At 72.4% G+C, this 19,568-nt stretch carries 15 protein-coding genes; 2 read left to right on the top strand and 13 right to left on the bottom strand.

The window, feature by feature from the left end:
• Window positions 1-85 precede the first annotated feature (85 nt).
• From OG344_RS17010 to betA, 10 genes are all read right to left on the bottom strand, one after another.
• Window positions 86-1,450 carry a hypothetical protein gene (locus tag OG344_RS17010; protein WP_405083956.1) on the bottom strand — a complete coding sequence of 455 codons (1,365 nt, stop codon included), beginning with the start codon at window positions 1,448-1,450 and terminating at the stop codon, window positions 86-88.
• A complete protein-coding gene (locus tag OG344_RS17005; RefSeq protein ID WP_405083955.1) occupies window positions 1,450-2,025 on the bottom strand; it encodes an RNA polymerase sigma factor in 576 nt (191 codons plus the stop codon). The genes OG344_RS17010 and OG344_RS17005 overlap by 1 nt, the downstream gene beginning before the upstream one ends.
• Window positions 2,026-2,109: 84 nt before the next feature.
• Window positions 2,110-2,529 carry an aspartate 1-decarboxylase gene (gene panD / locus OG344_RS17000; protein WP_405083954.1) on the bottom strand — a complete coding sequence of 140 codons (420 nt, stop codon included), beginning with the start codon at window positions 2,527-2,529 and terminating at the stop codon, window positions 2,110-2,112.
• A gap of 74 nt (window positions 2,530-2,603) precedes the next feature.
• A complete protein-coding gene (locus OG344_RS16995; protein ID WP_405083953.1) occupies window positions 2,604-3,191 on the bottom strand; it encodes a sarcosine oxidase subunit gamma in 588 nt (195 codons plus the stop codon).
• A gap of 52 nt (window positions 3,192-3,243) precedes the next feature.
• Complete coding sequence (locus OG344_RS16990; RefSeq protein WP_405083952.1) at window positions 3,244-6,165, bottom strand: 2Fe-2S iron-sulfur cluster-binding protein; 2,922 nt, start codon at window positions 6,163-6,165, stop codon at window positions 3,244-3,246.
• Window positions 6,162-6,440, bottom strand: coding sequence for a sarcosine oxidase subunit delta (locus tag OG344_RS16985; RefSeq protein ID WP_405083951.1), 279 nt, complete (start codon window positions 6,438-6,440; stop codon window positions 6,162-6,164). The genes OG344_RS16990 and OG344_RS16985 overlap by 4 nt, the downstream gene beginning before the upstream one ends.
• 57 nt (window positions 6,441-6,497) lie before the next feature.
• Window positions 6,498-7,724 (bottom strand): sarcosine oxidase subunit beta family protein, encoded by a 1,227-nt coding sequence (locus OG344_RS16980; RefSeq protein ID WP_405083950.1) that lies wholly within the window; start codon window positions 7,722-7,724, stop codon window positions 6,498-6,500.
• Entirely contained in the window at window positions 7,721-10,204 is a 2,484-nt protein-coding gene (locus OG344_RS16975) for an FAD-dependent oxidoreductase (protein WP_405083949.1), read from the bottom strand. The genes OG344_RS16980 and OG344_RS16975 overlap by 4 nt, the downstream gene beginning before the upstream one ends.
• Window positions 10,205-10,206: 2 nt before the next feature.
• Complete coding sequence (locus tag OG344_RS16970; protein ID WP_405083948.1) at window positions 10,207-11,697, bottom strand: aldehyde dehydrogenase family protein; 1,491 nt, start codon at window positions 11,695-11,697, stop codon at window positions 10,207-10,209.
• An 86-nt stretch (window positions 11,698-11,783) separates the two neighbouring features.
• Window positions 11,784-13,448 carry a choline dehydrogenase gene (betA, locus tag OG344_RS16965; RefSeq protein WP_327044253.1) on the bottom strand — a complete coding sequence of 555 codons (1,665 nt, stop codon included), beginning with the start codon at window positions 13,446-13,448 and terminating at the stop codon, window positions 11,784-11,786.
• Window positions 13,449-13,562: 114 nt separating this feature from the next.
• Here betA and OG344_RS16960 point away from each other — a divergent pair, with 114 nt between their 5' ends.
• Window positions 13,563-14,366: an IclR family transcriptional regulator gene (locus OG344_RS16960; RefSeq protein WP_405083947.1), complete on the top strand. Its 804-nt coding sequence runs from the start codon at window positions 13,563-13,565 to the stop codon at window positions 14,364-14,366.
• Here the strand turns inward: OG344_RS16960 and OG344_RS16955 are convergent.
• From OG344_RS16955 to OG344_RS16945, 3 genes are read right to left on the bottom strand one after another with little or no spacing between them, the layout of a single operon-like run.
• On the bottom strand, window positions 14,344-16,728 hold the full coding sequence (locus OG344_RS16955) for an FdhF/YdeP family oxidoreductase (protein ID WP_405083946.1): 2,385 nt from the start codon (window positions 16,726-16,728) through the stop codon (window positions 14,344-14,346). The genes OG344_RS16960 and OG344_RS16955 overlap by 23 nt on opposite strands.
• The gene (locus OG344_RS16950) at window positions 16,725-17,855 is read right to left on the bottom strand and encodes an aromatic ring-hydroxylating dioxygenase subunit alpha (protein ID WP_405083945.1); all 1,131 of its coding nucleotides are present in this window, start codon (window positions 17,853-17,855) and stop codon (window positions 16,725-16,727) included. Before OG344_RS16950 ends, OG344_RS16955 begins: the two co-directional genes overlap by 4 nt.
• On the bottom strand, window positions 17,852-18,169 hold the full coding sequence (locus tag OG344_RS16945; protein ID WP_405083944.1) for a bifunctional 3-phenylpropionate/cinnamic acid dioxygenase ferredoxin subunit: 318 nt from the start codon (window positions 18,167-18,169) through the stop codon (window positions 17,852-17,854). The genes OG344_RS16950 and OG344_RS16945 overlap by 4 nt, the downstream gene beginning before the upstream one ends.
• Before the next feature lie 251 nt (window positions 18,170-18,420).
• On the opposite strand from OG344_RS16945, the gene pdhA reads away from it, so the two are divergent.
• The gene (pdhA, locus tag OG344_RS16940) at window positions 18,421-19,506 is read left to right on the top strand and encodes a pyruvate dehydrogenase (acetyl-transferring) E1 component subunit alpha (RefSeq protein ID WP_405083943.1); all 1,086 of its coding nucleotides are present in this window, start codon (window positions 18,421-18,423) and stop codon (window positions 19,504-19,506) included.
• Window positions 19,507-19,568 lie beyond the last annotated feature (62 nt).

The raw sequence follows: 19,568 nt of genomic DNA, 5'->3' as shown, positions 1-19,568 counted from the left end.
GAGAGACGAAAACAGCCGGGCGGCCGAAGGCCTACGACCCGCTCGATCAGAACGGAGTCGGCCCCGGCCACCCTTGTGTGCCGTGTCAGGGACGCTCGCGGAGATCGTCCACCCAGCCGGCCTCCTCCAGGGCGACCCGCAGGTTCGGCGCGGATTCGCCGTCGCCGGCCACCTCGTACTGCAGGAGCCTGGCCGAGCCGGGGTCGATGATGATCCGATACTCGATCGATCCGCCGTCATCGCCGGGGCCCTTCGCCGCGAGGGCCGCCCCCGTGCGCCCCAGCGCGTCGGCGCGCTCGCCCAGCGCGGTCAGCCCCCGCTCACCGGCCAGCACCCGGAACAGCGCGGCGCGGGTGCCCGGCGTGATCGGGGCGTTCAGCAGGTCGACGGCCGTCTGCCACAGGTAGACGGAGAAGTCCTCCTCGTTCGCGGCGCCTCCGGGGCGCGCCCGGTAGAGCTCGTGCAGCCGCCGCTCCAGCGCCTTCTCGTCCGTCGGCAGCCGGTCGACGTTGCGGATGGTGAGGCTGGGGTTGTCGATCGACAGGAGCCGGTCGAGCCGGTCCTCGTTGCTCTTCTCGCCACGGCTGACCAGCCGGGGCGCACCCGACTCGCGCCACTTCCGCTCGTCCTCGGGCGACCCGAACGTCAGCCCGCCGCCAGGCTTCCTGACGTTGCGGTTGGCGTCCCCCTTCTGGCGGGCCCGCCAGCTTTCGTCCGTGCTCCCGGAGAAGACGACGTACGGCAGCAGCTCAGGGTGCTTCTTGAACTCGATCAGTTGGTCCTCATACCACCGGTCGGCGGCCTTCCGGGAGCCGGACGCCGCCCTCCTGTCCCGCTCGGCGGCCAGCGCCCGAATTTTCGCGACGTACGCCTCGTCGTCGACGGCGAGGCGGCTGAGGGTCCGGTCGCGGGTGTACCAGTAGTGCCCGGTGCCCGCCTCGACCTTGGACGCGCTCTCGGCGGCGGCCAGCAACACCGTGCGTGCGTCGAGGACCGCAGTGGTCGGCGCGGTGGTGGGCGCAGTGGTCGGCGCGGTGGTCGGCGCGGTGGTGGCTGGGCCGGTGGGGGGTGCGCCGATGCCGGGTACGGCGACGTCGTGTGAGGTGCCCCCGGGCTGACCCGCGCCGCCGGAGACGGCCGGGCCCGAATCGGGGCTCACCCTGGGCACGACGATCACGGCGGCGGCCAGCCCGGCAACCAGCACACCCCCCAGCACCCAGGGGCGACGCCTCGGCGGCCGGGCGGACGACCGTGCCGGCGACAGAGCGCGCTTCGACGGCGCGGGCGGGGTCCGGAAGGCCTGGGCGAGATCATCCGTACGGCGGCGGCGATGGGCCGCCTCGGTCAGTTCGTCCAGCCGCTCAGGCTTGAGCTGGGCGAACACGCGCTCGGTCATGTGCTCGGTCATGTACTCCTCCTGGGGGGTGTCACGAGGGTGTCCGGTGGCCATCACGCCTCCTCCGCGAACCGCTGGCCGTGCTCAGCCGTTCGCGGGCGCCGGGCACCGGCACTGGCACTGGCACTGGCGGCCGGTTCGGCGCGCAGCGCACGGCCCAACCGCTTGCGGGCACGGTGCAGTCGCACGGTGTAGGTGCGGGTGGAGCAGCCCATCACGGTGGCGGCCTGCTCGGGCGGCAGGCCGTGCCAGCTCGCCAGCGCCATCGCCTCCACGTCCTGCTCCGGCAGGGTCGCGAGCGCGGCCAGCGCGGTCGTCCGGTCCACGACGTGGTCGGCCACGTCCCAGGCCACGGTGTCGCGTTCGGTGCTCAGCGCGGCGATGCGGTCGACCAGCGCCTGCCGCCGGCCGCGTGAGTCGCGCTGCTTGGCCAGCAGGTTGCGGGCCACGCCCAGCAACCAGGGCAGCACCGGCTCGGGCAGCTCGTCCAGGCGCCGCCAGGCGACCAGGAACGTCTCGCTGCACACGTCCTCGGCGACGCCGTGCTCGGCCCGCAGCAACGCGTAGCCCAGCACGGCCCGGTAGTGCCGGTCGTAGAGGGCGGTGAATCGTTCTTCGGGATCGTCCACACCCAGTAGTCCCTCCGGAGAGCCCAGGATTACCGGTGAGCCGAAAGCTCACCGCCGGAGGGGAGACCTGCCGTCAGGTGGCGCCTACGCGCCGGCCGGGATGTCGCCCGGGATGAGACCTCTGCCCTCCGGCGCGGAGGCGGGGTCGGAGCCCACGTGGACCGGCCGGTTGTCCCGGTCGACGAAGACGACGCACGGCCTGAGCGTTTTGACCTCCTCCTCGGCGACCAGCGCGTACGCGATGATGATCACAAGGTCACCGACGGAGATGAGCCGGGCGGCGGCGCCGTTGATGCCGATCGTCCCGGAGCCGGCCGGGCCCTCGATGACGTACGTCGACAGCCGGTTGCCGTTGTCGATGTCGACGATGTCGACCTTCTCGCCCTCGACGAGGTTCGCCTCGGCCATGAGGTCCGCGCTGATCGTCACCGAGCCGACGTAGTGGAGATCGGCCTGCGTGACGGTGGCGCGGTGGATCTTCGACTTCATCAGCGTGCGGAACATGGTCTCCCACCGGGGTTCGAAAGCGGCCTCCTCACGAGCGCCCTCGATGGTACGTCACACCGCGAAGCCGCCTTTCATCCCCTGTGCTCGGCGGCCGTGTACTCGACAGCAGCGTCGAGCAGCCACTCCGCCGCGTACGCCGCGAAGGAGGAGCGGACGAGCACCCAGAAGCCGTCCTCCCTCGTGACCAGGACGACCCCGGTTCTGGCCAGCAGGGTCTGCGCGCACCGGCCCGGGCCGAACTCCCGGGGGTGCAGGTCGAGCGCGCAGCCGTGCGCCAGCATGTCCCGCGCCCGCTCCCCGGCCACGACAAGGGTCGTACGCTGGGCCGACACGTCCACGACCGAGACGTGCTCGCCGGCCGCCGCGTCCCGGATCCGCTCACGGAGCTCCCGCGCGGCGCCGTCCGGGCCGACAACCAGCCACTCGTCCGGCCCGAGCCACAGCACGGTCAAACCTCTGCCCTCGGTCACGGCACCGGGCTCCATCGGCAGCGGCACGGCGAGGGCCGTCCCGATCCGCTCCGCCGCCGGGCCTGCGGGGTCGGCCCGGACGTTCAGGTGCGTGAGGAAGGGGATCTCCGCCAGGCGGATCGCGCCGCCCGCGCTCGCCGCCGCGAACCTGTCCGCGTACGCCGCCGCCGGACTCCTGCGCCCGACCACAGAATCAGCCGCAGACCCAGCCACAGAATCAGCTACAGAATCAACCACCGGGTCAGCCGTCACGGCGGGCTCCTTCCGGGTCGTACAGGACATGGGAGGTCACGGTCACGGGCACCAGGTCGTCCCCGACCGGCGCGTACAACCGCTCGCCGACGCGCCCGCGCCCGCCGCTGACCAGCGCGAGCGCGAACGTCCGGCCGAGCGCGGCGCTGCGGTAGCTGGAGGTCACGAAGCCGAGCGCCGGCACCGGCGGAGCAGGCGGAGCAGGCGGAGCAGCGGACGGAGCAGCGGGCAGAGCACTGGGCGGGGCCGGGGCCGCCACAGGGGCGGAAACGAGGTGCGCGCCCTCGGGCAGCAGCACGCCGGGGTCCTCCGGCAGCAGGCCCACCAGGTGCCTGCGGTCGGGCCGGGACGCGTCCGCCCGCGCGTACGACCGCCTGCCGAGGAAGTCGGCCTTCTTCTTCGAGACGATCCACTCCATGCCGAGGTCCTGCGGGGTGACCGTGCCGTCGGTGTCCTGGCCGACGATGGGATACCCCTTCTCCGCCCGCAGCACGTGCATGGTCTCGGTGCCGTACGGCGTGACCTCGCCGGACGCCATGACCGCCTCCCACAGGGCGAGCCCGTACCAGGACGAGACGTTGATCTCGTAGGCCAGCTCGCCCGAGAAGCTGATCCGGCAGACCCGCGCCTCGATCCCGGCGACCTCGGCGTCCCGCCAGGTCATGAAGGGGAAGTCGTCCTTGCCGACGGCGAGGCCGGGGGCGAGGGCGGCGAGCACCTCGCGGGAGCGCGGCCCGGCGAGCGCGACCGTCGCCCACTGCTCGGTGACCGAGGTGCAGCGGACCCGCAGATCCGGCCACTCGGTCTGCAGCCACTCCTCCATCCAGTCGAGCACCGCCGCCGCGTTACCGGTGGTCGTGGTGACGAGGTAGTGGTCGCCGGCCAGGCGAATGGCGGTGCCGTCGTCGAAGACCATGCCGTCGGCGCGGCACATCACGCCGTAGCGGATGGACCCGACCTTGAGCGTGCTCATCATGTTCGTATAGAGCCGGTCCAGGAACACTCCCGCGTCGGGGCCGACCACGTCGATCTTCCCGAGGGTGGAGGCGTCCATCGCGCCCGCGCCCTCCCGTACGGCGGCGCACTCGCGCAGGACGGCGGCCTCCATGCCCTCACCTGGCCGGGGGTAGTACCAGGGCCGCTTCCACTGCCCGACGTTCTCGAAGAACGCGCCGCGCGCCACGTGCCACTCGTGCATGGGCGTCATCCGGACCGGGTCGTGCAGGGGACCCCGGTCGCGGCCCGCGAGCGCGGCGAACGAGACCGGCGTGTACGGCGCGCGGAACGTCGTGGTCCCGAGCGCGGCGACGTCGACGCCGAGCGCGTGCGCCACGACGCCGCCGGTCAGCGGCCCGGAGGTCTTGCCCTGGTCGTGGGCCGTGCCCGCGGTGGTGTAGCGCTTGACGTGCTCGACCGAGGTGAGGCCCGCACCGGTGGCGCGCAGCACCTCCGCCACCGTCACGTCACGCTGCAGGTCCACGAAGTGGGTGCCGTAGTCGCCCGACTCCACCAGCCACAGGTGCTCGGCGGGCGCGGCGGCGGGCTCCTCCTCAGTCACCGGTGCAGCAGCCACCGGCACAGTAACCCCAGACGCGGTAACCCCAGACGCACCGAACCCGAGGGCGGCCAGCGCGCGGCGGCCCGCCTCGGCGCCGTCCGCCAGGCAGTCGCGCAGCGTCGTCACGCCGGCCGCGAACCCCGCGGCCTCGGCCGCCTGGCGGGTCTCCCCCGGCGTGAACGCGCCCAGCCCCTCGTCGTACCGCAGCGTGCCCCCGGCCTGGCTGAACAGGTGCACCACCGGCGTCCACCCGCCGGACACGAGCAGCAGGTCGGCGGCGACCTCCCGGGCCCCGCCACCCACACGCGCGGCGATCTCGACCGCGGTGACCTCGCCCTCGCCCTTCGCCGCCGTCACCACGTGCCCGGTGAGGACCTCGATGCCGCGTTCCGCGCACCGGTCCGCCCACACGCAGTCCGCCGACGCACTGCCCGGTTCCCGCCGTACGTCGGCGACGGCGGCGATCTCGATCCCGGCGTCAGCGAGGTCGAGCGCCGCCGCGTAGGCGGTGTCGTTGGTGGTGAACACGACCGCCCGGCGGCCGGGCAGCACGCCGTACCGGTTGACGTAGGTGCGGGCGGCGCCGGCCAGCATGACGCCGGGCAGGTCGTTCCCGGCGAAGGCGACGAACCGCTCGTGCCCGCCGGTCGCCAGCACCACCCGCTTCGCGCGGATCCGCCAGACGCGCTCGCGCGCCACGCCGGGCGGGGCCGCCGCACCGAGGTGATTGGTCCGCCGCTCGACCGCGACGACGTGGTTGTCGTCGTAGTGGCCGATGACGGTGGTGCGGCGCAGCACGCGCGTCTCCGGCAGGGCGGCCAGCGCGGCGATCTCGGCGGCCGCCCACGCGCGGCCCGGCCCGCCGTCCACCGTCTCGGCCGTGCCGAGCAGGCTGCCGCCAGGCTCGGGCCGCTCGTCGGCGAGGATCACCCGCGCGCCGGCCCGCGCGGCCACGCGCGCGGCGGCGAGGCCGGCCGGTCCCGCGCCGACCACGAGCACGTCGCAGTGCGCGTGGACGGCGTCGTAGCGCGCCGGGTCGGGCCGGTCGGCCAGCCTGCCCCGCCCGGGGAGCCCGGTGGCGACCAGGCCGTCGTACAACTCGACGGTCGTGGCCGTGAGCATGGGCTCGGGGAACGGCTCCTCGATCTGGACGATCGCGTTGGGCTCCTCGCAGCCCGCGGCGTAGACGCCGCGCGGACGGCCGAGCCTGACGCTGGTCGCGACCGTGCGCACGCCGTTGGCGAGCAGCGCCGACGCGAGCGTGTCGCCTGCCAGTCCTTCGAGGTCGCGGCCGTCGAACCGGAACCGCAGGACCTCCCCGGTCACACCGTCCCTGCGGTACGGACCACTCATGTGATCACCGGCCTCGGCTCGCCCACCCGGTAGACGGCGTGGATCTCATTGGTGGCGGTGTCCCGTACGGCGTTGAACCAGCGGCGGCACCCGGCCGTGTGGCTCCACCGCTCCGCGAACAGGCCCTTGGGGTTGTCGCGGAAGAACAGGTAGCGGGCCCACTCCTCGTCGGAGAGGGCGGCCGGGTCCTCCGGATGGGCGACGTGCGCCTGCCCTCCGTAGTGGAACTCGGCCTCGTCCCGCGGTCCGCACCACGGGCAGGCGATCAGCAGCATCGGCACTCCGGAAGTCAGTGGGCGGCGGCGAGTCAGTGGCCCAGTCAGTGGGCGGCGTCAGTGGGCGACGGCGGCGGCGCCGTGCTCGTCGACGAGCCTGCCGGTGGTGAACCGGCCGAGGGAGAAGGGGGCGTTGAGCGGGTGGGGCTCGCCGGTCGCCACGGTGTGCGCGTAGCACCAGCCGACGCCCGGCGTGGCCTTGAACCCGCCGGTGCCCCATCCGCAGTTCACGTACAGGTCCTCGACCGGGGTGAGCCCGACGACGGGTGAGGCGTCCGGGGTGACGTCCACGACGCCGCCCCAGGTGCGCAGCACGTGCGCGCGGGCGAAGATCGGGAAGAGTTCCAGCGCGGCCGCCATCTGCCGCTCGATGATGTGGAACGCCCCGCGCTGCCGGTAGGAGTTGGCCGCGTCGATTCCGGCGCCCATGACGAGTTCGCCCTTGTGTGCCTGGCTGACGTACACGTGGACGGCGTTCGACATGACCACGGTTGGATGCACCGGTTCGAGCAGTTCCGACACCAGCGCCTGCAGTGGGTGGCTCTGCAATGGCAGCGCGACGCCCGCGAACCCTGCGACCACCGAGGAGTGGCCGGCGGCGGCCAGCGCGACCTTCTTCGCGGCGATCGGGCCGCGGGTGGTCCGCACCCCGGTCACCCGGCCGTCGCGCACGTCGAGACCGGTCACCTCGCAGTGCTCGATCATGTCGACCCCGAGATCCGCCGCCGCCCTGGCGAAGCCCCAGGCCACGTAGTCGTGCTTGGCGATCCCGGCCCTCGGCTGGAAGGTGGCGCCGAGCACCGGATAGCGCACGTCGGGCGAGATCTCGACGATCGGGCAGACCTCCTTGACCTGCTCCGGCGTCAGCCACTCGGCGTCGACGCCGTTGAGCCGGTTGGCGTTGACCCGGCGCACGCTCTCGCGCACGTCCTGCGGGCTGTGCGCGAGGTTGAGCACGCCGCGCTGGCTGAACAGCAGCGGATAGCCGAGGTCCTCCTCCAGGCCCTCCCACAGCTTCAGCGCGTGCTCGTAGATGCCCGCGCTCTCGTCCCACAGGTAGTTCGACCGGATGATGGTGGTGTTGCGGGCCATGTTGCCGCCCGCGAGCCAGCCGCGCTCCAGCACCGCGACGTCGGTGATCCCGTGATTTTTGGCCAGGTAGTACGCCGTGGCGAGGCCGTGGCCGCCGCCGCCGACGATCACCACGTCGTACGACCGCTTGGGCTCGGCCGAGCGCCACAGCCGGTCGGGGTGGTCGGGCAGGTGGTCAGGCAGGGGGTTCATCGGGCCTCCCCGGTCCCGCGCAGGCGTTCCATCGCGGGGTCGAACAACGGCTCCTCGGCGACCACGGCGGGCACCCTCCGGTCGAAGTAGCCGATCTCCAGCGTCCGGCCGGGCGTGGCCAGCGCGGCGGGCAGCCAGGCGTACGCGATGCCCTTGCCGATCGTGTAGCCGAAGGCCGCGCTGGTGACGTAACCGACGCCCGTGTCGCCGTCGAAGACCGGCTCCCTGCCCATCACCACGTCGGCGGGGTCGTCGATGGTCAGGCAGGTGAGGCGGCGGCGCACGTTCGCCCCGCGCCGCTCCAGCGCCGCCCGGCCGACGAAGTCGCCCTTGTCCATCCTGACGGCGAACCCGAGCCCGGCCTCGTACGGGTCGTGCTCGAAGGTCATGTCGGTGCCAAAGGACCGGTAGCCCTTCTCCAGCCGGAGACTGGCGAACGCGCCGCGCCCGCCCGCGATGACGCCGTGCTCCTGCCCGGCCTCCCACAGCGTGTCCCACAGCTTCGCGCCGAGGTCGGCCGTCGTGTAGAGCTCCCAGCCCAGCTCGCCGATGTAGGACAGCCGCAGCGCGGTGACCGGCACGGCTCCGACGTACGCCTTCTTCGCCCGGAAGTAGCGGAAGCCCTCGTTGGAGAAGTCGGCGCCGGTCAGCGGTTGCACGAGGTCGCGGGCGCGCGGGCCCCAGACGCCGAGGCAGCAGGTGCCGGCCGTGATGTCGCGGACCACGACCGACCCGTCCTCCGGCAGGTGGCGGTGCAGCCAGTCCAGGTCGAGGTTGCCGTTCGCGCCGACCTGGAACGTGTCGCGGCCCAGTCGGGCGACGGTCACGTCGCTGCGGATGCCGCCGTCCACGTCGAGCAGCAGGCAGTAGGTCACCGAGCCGACCGACTTGTCCATCTGGCCGGTCGTCAGCCGCTGGAGGAAGGCGAGGGCGCCGGGGCCGGTGACCTCCAGGCGTTTCAGCGCGGTCATGTCGTACAGCGCGACGGTCTCGCGGGACGCGCGGGCCTCCGCGCCGACGATCGGCGACCAGTGGCGGGCGGCCCAGTCGCCGGGTGAGGGAACGTCCCCTCCCTCCAGCAGGCGGGCGTTGGCGCCGTACCACTGCGGCCGTTCCCAGCCGGCGGCCTCCAGGAAGTACGCGTCCAGCTCGCGCTGCCGGGCGTGGAAGGGGCTGAGGCGCAGCGGCCGCGGCTCCTCCATCGGCTGGAGCGGGTGGATGATGTCGTAGACCTCGACGAAGTTCCGGCAGCCGCGCGCCAGCACGTAGTCGGGCGCGAGCTGGTGCGGCTCGAACCGGTTGACGTCGCACTCGTGCAGGTCGAACGACGAGCAGTGGCCGTCGACCAGCCACTCGGCCATCGCCCGGCCGACCCCGGCGGAGTGGGTTACCCAGACCGCCTCGGCGACCCAGAAGCCCTTCACGTCGGGCGACTCGCCCAGCAGCGGCATGTGGTCCTGGGTGAAGGAGAACACCCCGTTGATGCCCTCGCCGATCTCGGCCGCACGGGTGCCGGGCAGCAGCCGCCGGGTCTCGGCCCAGGCGTCCTCGAAGTCGCCGGGGGTGAAGGCGAGCACCGACGGCATCACCTCGGCCTCGTCCACCGGCAGCAGGTCCTCGGGCCGGACCGGCATCGGCCGGTGGCCGTAGGAGCCGATGCCGACGCCGTCGAAGCGCTGGCGGTAGTAGAGGTCGGCGTCCTGGTGCCGCAGGATCGGCAGCGTCGCCTCCTCGGTGTGCCCTTTCAGATCGGGCACCGATCCGGTCCAGGCGAGCTGGTGGGCGAGGGGGGTGAGCGGCAGCGGCAGGCCGGCCATCGCGGCGACCTTCGGCCCCCAGATGCCCGCGCAGCAGACCACGACGTCGGCCGGGATGACTTCGGCCGCGATCTCGCCCTGGCCGGTCACGACCGCGGCCACCCGGCCGTCCTCGACGCGGATGTCCAGCACCTCGCGCCGCTCCAGCACCCGTACGCCGCGCGACCTGGCCCGGCGCAGCTGCGCCTCGACCGCGCGTACGGCCTTGGCGATCCCGTCGGTCGGGATGTGGAGACCGCCGAGCACGGCACCGGGGTCGAGCAGGGGAAAGAGGTCTGCGCACTCGGCGGGGGTGAGCAGGCGCGACTCGACGCCCCAGGAGGTGGCCCAGCCGTGCCGCCGGTGCAGCTCCGCGAGCCGTTCGGGGGTGGTGGCCACCTCCAGGCCGCCGACCTGGAGGAAGCAGGGCTCGCCGTCGAGGTCGAGCGAGCCGAGCTTCTCGACGGTGTAGCGCGCCATCTGGGTCATGGTCTTCGATCCGTTGATCTGGAAGACCAGGCCGGGCGCGTGCGAGGAGGAGCCGCCGGTGGCGGGCACCGGACCCTGGTCGACCACCGTGACGTCCGTCCAGCCGCGGGCCGACAGCTCGTCGGCGAGCGCCGCGCCGACGACCCCGGCCCCGATGACGACGACACGCGGGCCCGTCGCATCGACATGTTCCACGTTCACGCTCCTCGGCCGGCGTCGCGCGGCCTGAACCAGTGCTGGGGACGGGGATCGGTGTTCTGCCACACGTGCTTGATCTCGCGGTACTCGTCCAGGCCCGTGGGGCCGAGCTCGCGGCCGACCCCGGACTGCTTGAACCCGCCCCACTCCGCCTGCGGCACGTACGGGTGGTAGTCGTTGATCCACACCGTCCCGTGCCGCAGCCGGGCGGCCACCCGCTGCGCCCGGCCCGCGTCCCGCGTCCACACGGCGCCCGCGAGGCCGTAGTCGGTGTCGTTGCCCAGGGCGACCGCCTCGTCCTCGCCGGAGAAGCGCTCCACGGTCAGGACCGGCCCGAACGACTCCTCCCTGACGACGCGCATCTCGCGGTGACATCCGTCGAGCACGGTGGGCCGGTAGTAGAACCCGCCGGCCAGCTCCGGCTCGTCCGGCCGCCGACCGCCGCAGCGGAGCTTCGCGCCCTCGGCGAGACCGGCCTCGACGTACGCCTCGACCTTGGCCAGGTGCGCGGCGGAGATCAGCGGGCCGGTCTCCGCCTCGGGGTCGAACGGCCCGCCCAGCCGGATGTCCCCGGCCCGGCGGGCGACCTCGGCCACGAACGCGTCGTGCATCGGGTCCTCCACCAGCAGGCGGGCGCCGGCCGAGCAGACCTGCCCGGAGTGCAGGAAGACCGCGGTCAGCGCGAAGTCGACCGCCGTCTCGAAGTCGGCGTCGGCGAAGACGATGTTGGGGTTCTTGCCGCCGAGCTCCAGCGCGACCCGTTTCACGGTCGCGGCGGCCGAGGCCATCACCCGCCGCCCGGTCGCGAGGCCGCCGGTGAACGACACCATGTCGACGTCCGGGTGCTCGGCGAGCGGCGCCCCGGCCTCGGGACCCGCGCCGAGCACGAGGTTGGCCACCCCCGGGGGCAGGCCCGCCTCCTCCAGCAGCCGCATCAGCAGGACGGCCGTGCCGGGGGTGAGCTCACTCGGCTTCAGCACGAAGGTGTCGCCCGCCGCGAGGGCGGGCGCGACCTTCCAGGAGGTCTGCAGCAGGGGGTAGTTCCAGGGGGTGATGAGCCCGCACACGCCGATCGGTTCGTAGACCACCCGGCTGACCGCGTCGTCCCTGCCGGTGTCGATCACCCGGCCCGCGTCCGTGCCGGCGATGCCACCGAAGTAGCGGAAGCACCGGACGACGTCGTCCACGTCGTACTCGCTCTCGGCGAGCCGCTTGCCCGTGTCCAGCGACTCGGCCCGCGCGATCGCCACCCTGTCGCGCTCGATCAGATCGGCCGTCCGCAGGAGCAGCCGTCCGCGCTCGTTCGCGGGCGTACGCGGCCAGGGGCCCGTGTCGAACGCGTGCCGCGCCGCCGCGATCGCGGCCTCGGTGTCGGCGCGGGTGGCCTCCGCGACGGTCGCGACGACCGAGCCGTCGGCCGGGCATCGGATCGTACGGCGTCCGCCTGCGACGGCGTCGGTCCAGGCGCCACCGATGAAGAGGTCCGCCACGGGCAGCGCCTTCCGATCACACTCGTTGCGTAATACGCACCTGTTTGCTTATCGAGGAACAGAATCAATCCCAGACGCGGGCCCCGTCAAGGCGTGATCCCTGGCGTGTGACGGTAGAAATCGGCCTCGGCGGGCGGGAGGGGGGTGTTGCCCAGGATCAGGTCGGCCGCCTTCTCCGCGACCATCATCACCGGGGCGTAGATGTTGCCGTTCGTGACGTACGGCATGACCGAGGCGTCCACCACGCGAAGGCCCTCCAGGCCGTGCACGCGCATTGTGTCGGGGTCCACCACCGACATCTCGTCCACGCCCATCTTCGCGGTGCAGGAGGGATGCAGGGCCGTCTCACCGTCCCTGGCGACCCAGTCGAGGATCTGCTCGTCCGTCGCGACCGACGGCCCGGGAGAGATCTCGCCGGCGCTGAACTCCTGGAGGGCCGGCTGGCCCAGGATCTCGCGGGTGACCCTGATGGCCTCGACCCACTCGCGCCGGTCCTGCTCGGTGGACAGGTAGTTGAACCGCAGGGCGGGCTTCACCCCCGGGTCGGCGCTCCTGATCTTGACGCTGCCGCGCGCGTCGGAGTACATCGGCCCGACGTGCACCTGGTAGCCGTGCCCGCCGGCCGGGGAGCTGCCGTCGTAGCGCACGGCGATCGGCAGGAAGTGGAACATCAGGTTCGGGTAGGCGACGTCGTCGTTGCTCCGCACGAAGCCGCCCGCCTCGAAGTGGTTGGTCGCGCCCGGCCCGGAGCGCAGGAACAGCCACTGCGCGCCGATCCACGGCCGGTGCCGCCACTTGAGGTACGGCTGCATGGACACGGGCCGCGTGCAGGCGTGCTGGACGTAGACCTCCAGGTGGTCCTGGAGGTTCTCCCCCACGCCGGGCAGGTCGTGGACCACCTCCACGCCGAGGGCCCGCAGTTCGGCGGCGTTCCCCACACCCGAGAGCTGGAGCAGTTGCGGGGTGTTGACCGCGCCGCCGCACAGGACGACCTCGCCCGCGCGGATGACGCGCCCGTCGCACTCGACGCCGACCGCCCGCCTGCCCTCGAAGACGATCCTGGTGACGTACGCCCGGGTCCTGATCTCCAGGTTCGGCCGCTTCCGCACCGGGTGGAGGTAGGCGCGGGCGGCCGACAGGCGGCGGCCGCGCCGGATGTTGCGGTCGAAGCGGGCGAAGCCCTCCTGGCGGTAGCCGTTCACGTCGTCCGTGAGCGGGTGGCCCGCCTGCTGCACGGCCTCGAAGAAGGCCGGAAAGAGCGGGCTCGCCGCCGGGCCGCGCTCCAGCACGAGCGGCCCGTCGTGCCCGCGCCGCGGGTCGTCCGGGTCCGCCGCGAGGCAGTTCTCCATCCGCCTGAAGTAGGGCAGGCAGTGCGCGTAATCCCAGTTCTTCATCCCGGGATCGGCGCCCCAGCGCTCGTAGTCCATCGGGTTGCCCCGCTGGAAGATCATCCCGTTGATGCTGCTCGACCCGCCGAGCACCTTCCCCCTGGCGTGGTAGATCCGGCGGCCGTGCATGAACGGCTCGGGCTCCGACTCGTACTTCCAGTCGTAGAAGCGGCTGCCGATCGGGAAGGTCAGCGCGGCGGGCATGTGGATGAACACGTCCCAGAGGTGGTCGGGACGGCCCGCCTCCAGGACCAGCACCCGGGTGGACGGGTCTGCCGACAGCCGGTTGGCCAGCGCGCTGCCCGCCGAACCGCCACCGACGATGACGAAGTCGTACTGCTGAGCGGTCAGTTGTGCGGTCAATCTGCTCTCGTCTCATTCACGTCCGGTACGGGGACCGACTAAAAGGGGAGGTTTCGTGCAAATCGTATCGTCATGATCGCGGGCCGTTCCGGGCGAAGCGCTACAGTCTCGGCTGTGAGCAACGACGCTTCCGCCGCCAGGCCCGAGGCCTCCGGCGGCGGCGTGCAGTCCGTGGACCGGGCGGTCAGCATCATGGAGATCCTCGCCAGGCGCGGGGAGGCCGGGGTCACCGAGCTCGCGGCCGAGATCGAGGTGCACAAGTCGACCGCGTTCCGCCTGCTCGGTGCGCTGGAGGCGCGCGGGCTGGTCGAGCAGGCCGAGGACCGCGGCAAGTATCGCCTCGGCTTCGGCCTCGTCCGCCTCGCCGGCAGCGTCTCCATGCGGATGGACGTGACGCAGCTGGATGTGACACAGCGCAGCAGGCCCGTCTGCCGCCGGCTCGCCGAGGAGATCGGCGAGACGGTGAACGTCGCCGTCCTGCGGTCGCACTACGCGGTCAACCTCGACCAGGTGCGCGGGCCCGCCGCCGTCACCGCGCACAACTGGGTGGGCCAGCTCACGCCCCTGCACGCGACGTCGAGCGGGAAGGCCCTGCTGGCCCACCTCGACCGGCGGCACCGCGAGGACCTGCTGCGCGCGGCCGGCCTGGAGCGCTACACGCCCGGCACCGTCATCTCCGTGGAGGCCCTCGAACGCGAGCTGGCCGGGGTGCGCGAGCACGGCTACGCCCTTTCGCTGGAGGAGCTGGAGGTGGGCCTGAACGCGATCGCCGCACCGGTGCGCTCGTTCCACGGCGAGGTCGTGGCGGCGGTCAGCGCGTCCGGGCCCGCCTACCGCTTCAGCGAGGAGCGCATGCGTGAGACGGCCCCCGTCCTGCTGCGGGGCGCCGAGGAGATCAGCCACCGCCTCGGCGGATAGCCGTCTCCCCCGCCGTCTCCCCCGCCGCGCCTACCGGCGCGTCTTCCGCCGCACGGCGCAGCCGTACGACGACACTCTTGGAGGTGGGCGTGTTCGACGTCTCCGCCACCGAGTCCAGGGGCACCAGCACGTTCGTCTCCGGGAAGTACGCCGCGCAGCAGCCCCGCGCCGTCGGATAGGCGACCGCGCGGAACCCCTCGGCCACCCGCTCGCCGTCCGCCCACTCGCTGACGATGTCCAGCATGTCGCCGTCCGCGAGCCCGCGCTCGGCCAGGTCGTCGGCGTGGACGAAGACCACCCGCCGCCCGTTCCTGATGCCGCGGTAGCGGTCGTCCAGGCCGTAGATCGTGGTGTTGTACTGGTCGTGGCTGCGGATCGTCTGCAGCAGGAGGCGGCCCGGCGGCACCCGCAGCACCTCCAGCGCGTTCACCGTGAAGTTCGCCTTCCCCGTGGCCGTGGGGAAGCGGCGCTCGTCGCGCGGCGCGTTCGGCAGCGTGAAGCCGCCCGGCCCGCGCACCCTCGCGTTGAAGTCGTCGAACCCGGGCACGACCCGCTCGACGCGCTCCCTGATCGCGTCGTAGCCGGCCTCGAACTCGGCCCACGGCACGTGCGGGTCGTCGCCGAACAGCTCGCGGGCCAGCCGGCACACGATCGCCACCTCCGACAGCAGCGCGTCCGACGCGGGGCGGAGCCGGCCGCGTGAGGCGTGCACCATGCCCATCGAGTCCTCGACCGTGACGAACTGCTCGCCACCGGCCTGGACGTCCCGCTCGGTACGGCCGAGCGTGGGCAGGATCAGCGCCTGCTCGCCGCACACGGCGTGCGACCGGTTCAGCTTGGTCGACACCTGCACGGTGAGCCGGCAGCGGCGCAGGGCCGCCTCGGTCGCGGCGGTGTCCGGCGTCGCCGAGACGAAGTTGCCGCCCATGGCGAAGAACACCCGGGCGTCCCCGTCCCGCATGGCCCGGATGGCCTCCACGGTGTCGTGGCCGTGCTCGCGCGGCGGCGGGAAGCCGAACTCCTCCTCCAACGCGTCGAGGAACTCCGGCTTGGGCTTCTCGTAGATGCCCATCGTCCGGTCGCCCTGCACGTTGGAGTGCCCGCGTACGGGACACACGCCCGCGCCGGGACGCCCGACGTTGCCGCGCAGCAGCAGGAAGTTGACGATCTCCCTGATCGTCGGGACCGATTTGCGGTGCTGGGTGAGGCCCATCGCCCAGCAGACCACGACCGAGCGGGCGGCGAGCACGTCGCGGGCCGTCTCCTCGATCTCGGCGCGGGTCAGCCCGGTCGCCTCGATCACCTCGGCCCAGTGTGTGGCCCGGTCCGGACCGGCGCCGTCGAGCCCGCGCAGGTGCTTCTCCCAGGCCTCGAAGCCGTGCGTGTGCGCCTCGACGAACTCGCGGTCCACCACCGTGCCGGGCGCGGCGTCCTCGGCCTCCAGCAGGAGCAGCGACAGCGCCTGGAACAGCGCCAGGTCGCCCCCGAGGCGGATCTGCAGGAACCGGTCGGACAACGCCGTCCCGGTCCCGGCGAGGCCGGAGGCCTTCTGCGGGTTCCTGAACCGCAGCAGCCCGGCCTCCGGCAGCGGGTTGACCGCCACGATCCGCGCGCCGCCCCGCTTCGCCCGTTCCAGCGCGGTGAGCATGCGCGGATGGTTGGTGCCCGGGTTCTGGCCCACCACGAAGATCAGGTCGGCCCGGTGCAGGTCCTCGAGCAGCACCGTGCCCTTGCCGATGCCGAGCGTCTCGGTCAGCGCCGAGCCGCTCGACTCGTGGCACATGTTGGAGCAGTCGGGCAGGTTGTTGGTGCCGAACCGGCGGACGAGGAGCTGGTAGGCGAAGGCGGCCTCGTTGGATGTGCGGCCGGAGGTGTAGAAGAGGGCCTGATCGGGGTGGTCGAGCGCGCGCAGTTCACGCGCGACGACGCCGAAGGCGGCCTCCCACGAGATCGGCTCGTAATGGTCCGAGCCGGCCGGCTTGTACATCGGCTCGGTGAGCCGGCCCTGCTGGCCCAGCCAGTAGTCGCTGCGCCGGGCGAGCTCGTCCACCGGATGCTCGGCGAAGAAATCCCGGGTGACCCGGCGGACCGTCGCCTCCTCGGCCACCGCCTTGGCGCCGTTCTCGCAGAACTCGGCGGGGCTGCGGTGTCCGTCGCCCTCCGGCCAGGCGCACCCCGGGCAGTCGAAGCCGGTCTTCTGGTTGACCCGCAGCAGAGTCAGCAGCGTCCGCCCCGCGCCCATCTGGCGGTACGCCGTGCCCAACGCGTGGCCGACCGCCGGGACCCCGCCCGCCCAGGTCTTGGGCGAGCCGACCTCCAGCCCCTCGTCTCCGACATCCTCCCGAGGCGCCTTACGCGTCACCCCGCATCTCCTCCACCCTCACTCAGTCTGCCGCGCACCCAATCATGGAACAGGCCGATGTGGTGCTCGCTCGGCACCAGCACCCCGCCCCGGGCGTACGTGCGGGAGCTCATCGACGGCTGCGTGCGCTCGCAGGCGTCGAAGTCCTGCTCGTTGACCCGATGGAACAGCTCCACCGACCGGCTGACGTCCCTGCCGCCCGCCACGACCTCGGGCAGGTAGAGCCAGTCGCACTCCACGACCGTGCGGTCCGCCGCGAGCGGGAACATCCGGTGCACGATCACGTGGTCGGGCACCATGTTGACGAAGACCTGCGGCTTGATGGTGATCGCATAGTAGCGCCGGTCCTGGTCCTCCCGGATGCCCGGGATCCGGTCGAGGCCTTCGGAGCCGTCGACCGTGAAGCCCCGGATCTCCTCGCCGAACAACGCGCCGTGGCCCACGTAGTACTGCGCCGCGTAGCCGCCGGCGAACTCCGGCAGCACCTCGGTCAGCTCCGGGTGGATGGTCGCGCAGTGATAGCACTCCATGAAGTTCTCGACGATGAGCTTCCAGTTCGCCCCGACGTCGTAGCGGATCCTGCGGCCGAGCGCCAGGCCGGCGACGTCGTAGTTGTCGAGGGAGGCCACGTCGCCGAGCCGGGTGCGCACCTCGCCGAGCACGTCCTCCTCGAACGAGGGCGGCTCGTCGGCCAGGCAGACCCACACGTAGCCCAGCCACTCCCGCACCGCCACGTTCACCAGGCCGTACTCGACCCGGTCGAGGTCGGGCATCCTGGTGAGGTTGGGCGCCGCGATCAGCCTGCCGTCGAAGTCGTACGTCCACGCGTGGTACGGGCACTGGAAGGCCCGCCTGGCCTCTCCGGACTCCTCCGTGCGCAGCCGCGCGCCCCGATGGCGGCAGACGTTGTGGAACGCCCGGACCGAGCCGTCCCGGGCCCGGGTGACCAGGATGCTCTCCGTGCCGACATGGACCGTGCGGAACGCCCCGGGCTTCGGCAGGTCGGAGGCCCGTACGGCGCAGAACCACATCGACTCGAAGACGCGCTCGCACTCCCGCGCGAAGACCCCCGGGTCGGTGTAGTACGCGCCGGGCAACGTGGCGACCAGGCTGGGGGGCAGGCTCACGGCTGCGGCTCCTGAGAGGGGACGACGTAGATCGTGTCGTCCTGCACGACCACCGTGTGCGTCCGCACCGGCAGCTTCGCGGGAGGGACGTCCACCTTGCCCGTCCGCAGGTCGAAGCGCGAGGCGTGCAGGGGGCACTCGACCTCGCACCCCTCCAGCCAGCCGTCCGCCAGCGAGGCGTCCTGATGGGTGCAGGTGTCGTCGATGGCGTAGATCTCCCCGTCCTCCGTGTGGAAGACCGCGATCGGCGGGTCGGCGTCCAGGCGGACCGCCTCCCCCCGAGGCAGGGAACGGAGGGGACACACAGGAATCATCGGCGTCCTCGGTGGTAGCCGGGCAAGCCAGCACAGTTGTGCAGACCGAAACTGGGAGCACTACGCGCAACACACTGAGGTCGCCTCCGTCCGGTGTCAATAGGCGGATCAACAGACGGACCTTGGCGGACCAACCGGCGCAAAGCAGACACCTGTCACGTCGGGTGAGCCGGAAGGCCCGGCACCCGCGATGATTGGTCTTCGCGTTCTTCACCGTTCGCGTTCTTCACCGTTCTCAGAGAGGAGACGACGTGCGGCGCCAGGACGAGGCCGAAGATCTGGTCCAGTTGCTCACGCCGGAGGGCGAACGTGTCGTGCACCCCCGGTACGACCTGGACCTGTCGAAGAGCCAGTACCGAGGGCTGTACCGCGACATGACGCTGGTGCGGCGGCTGGACCGGGAGGCCTTCGCCCTCCAGCGCCTGGGCGAGCTGGGCATGTGGATCCCCTGCCTCGGGCAGGAGGCCGCGCAGATCGGCTCCGGCCGGGCACTGGAGCCGGACGACCACGTGTTCCCCTCCTACCGGGAGCACGGCGTCGCCTGGTGCCGGGGCATCCCTCCCCTCGCGCTGATGGGGATGCTGCGCGGCACGACGAACGGCGGCTGGGACCCGCGCCACACCGGCTTCCACCTCTACACGATCGTCCTCGGGGCGCAGACCCTGCACGCCGTGGGCTACGCCATGGGGATGCGCAGGGACGGCGACGCCTCCGCCGTCGTGGCGTACTTCGGCGACGGCGCCGCGAGCGAGGGGGACGTGAGCGAGGCGTTCAACTTCGCCGCCGTCTACGGCGCGCCGGTCGTCTTCTTCTGCCAGAACAACCAGTGGGCCATCTCCCACCCGGCGGACCGGCAGAGCCGGGCGCCGATCCACCACCGGGCGCGGGGCTACGGCTTCCCCGGCGTGCGCGTGGACGGCAACGACGTGCTGGCCTGCCTCGCCGTGACGAGGGCCGCGCTGGAGCACGCGCGCCGGGGCGACGGGCCGTTCCTCATCGAGGCGCACACCTACCGGATGGGCCCGCACACCACCTCCGACGACCCGGGGCGCTACCGCCCGGCCGAGGAGGTGGAGGAGTGGCGCGGGAAGGACCCGATCGCGCGGATGCGGGCGTTCCTCCTGCGCGAGGAGCTCGCGGACGACGCGTTCTTCCGGGAGGTCGACGAGGAGGGCGACCGCCTCGCCCTCGAACTGCGCGAGGGCGTGCTCGCCATGCCGGACCCGCCGGTGGACGCCATGTTCGACCACGTCTACACCGGCCGCCATGCGCTGCTGGAGGAGGAACGCGCCTGGTACGCCGCCTATCTCGACCGGTTCGAGGACCCGCGCGCCTGACCGCGCGCCGCGTCGCCGTGACGGCCGAGGCGAACCCGGGGCTCCATCTGGGCGTCCAACAG

This window comes from Microbispora sp. NBC_01389, assembly GCF_045040095.1.
In the GTDB taxonomy this organism is placed as follows: domain Bacteria; phylum Actinomycetota; class Actinomycetes; order Streptosporangiales; family Streptosporangiaceae; genus Microbispora.
The sequence above is the reverse complement of the archived record's forward strand: the minus strand, read 5'-3'. Positions and strand labels throughout refer to the sequence as shown.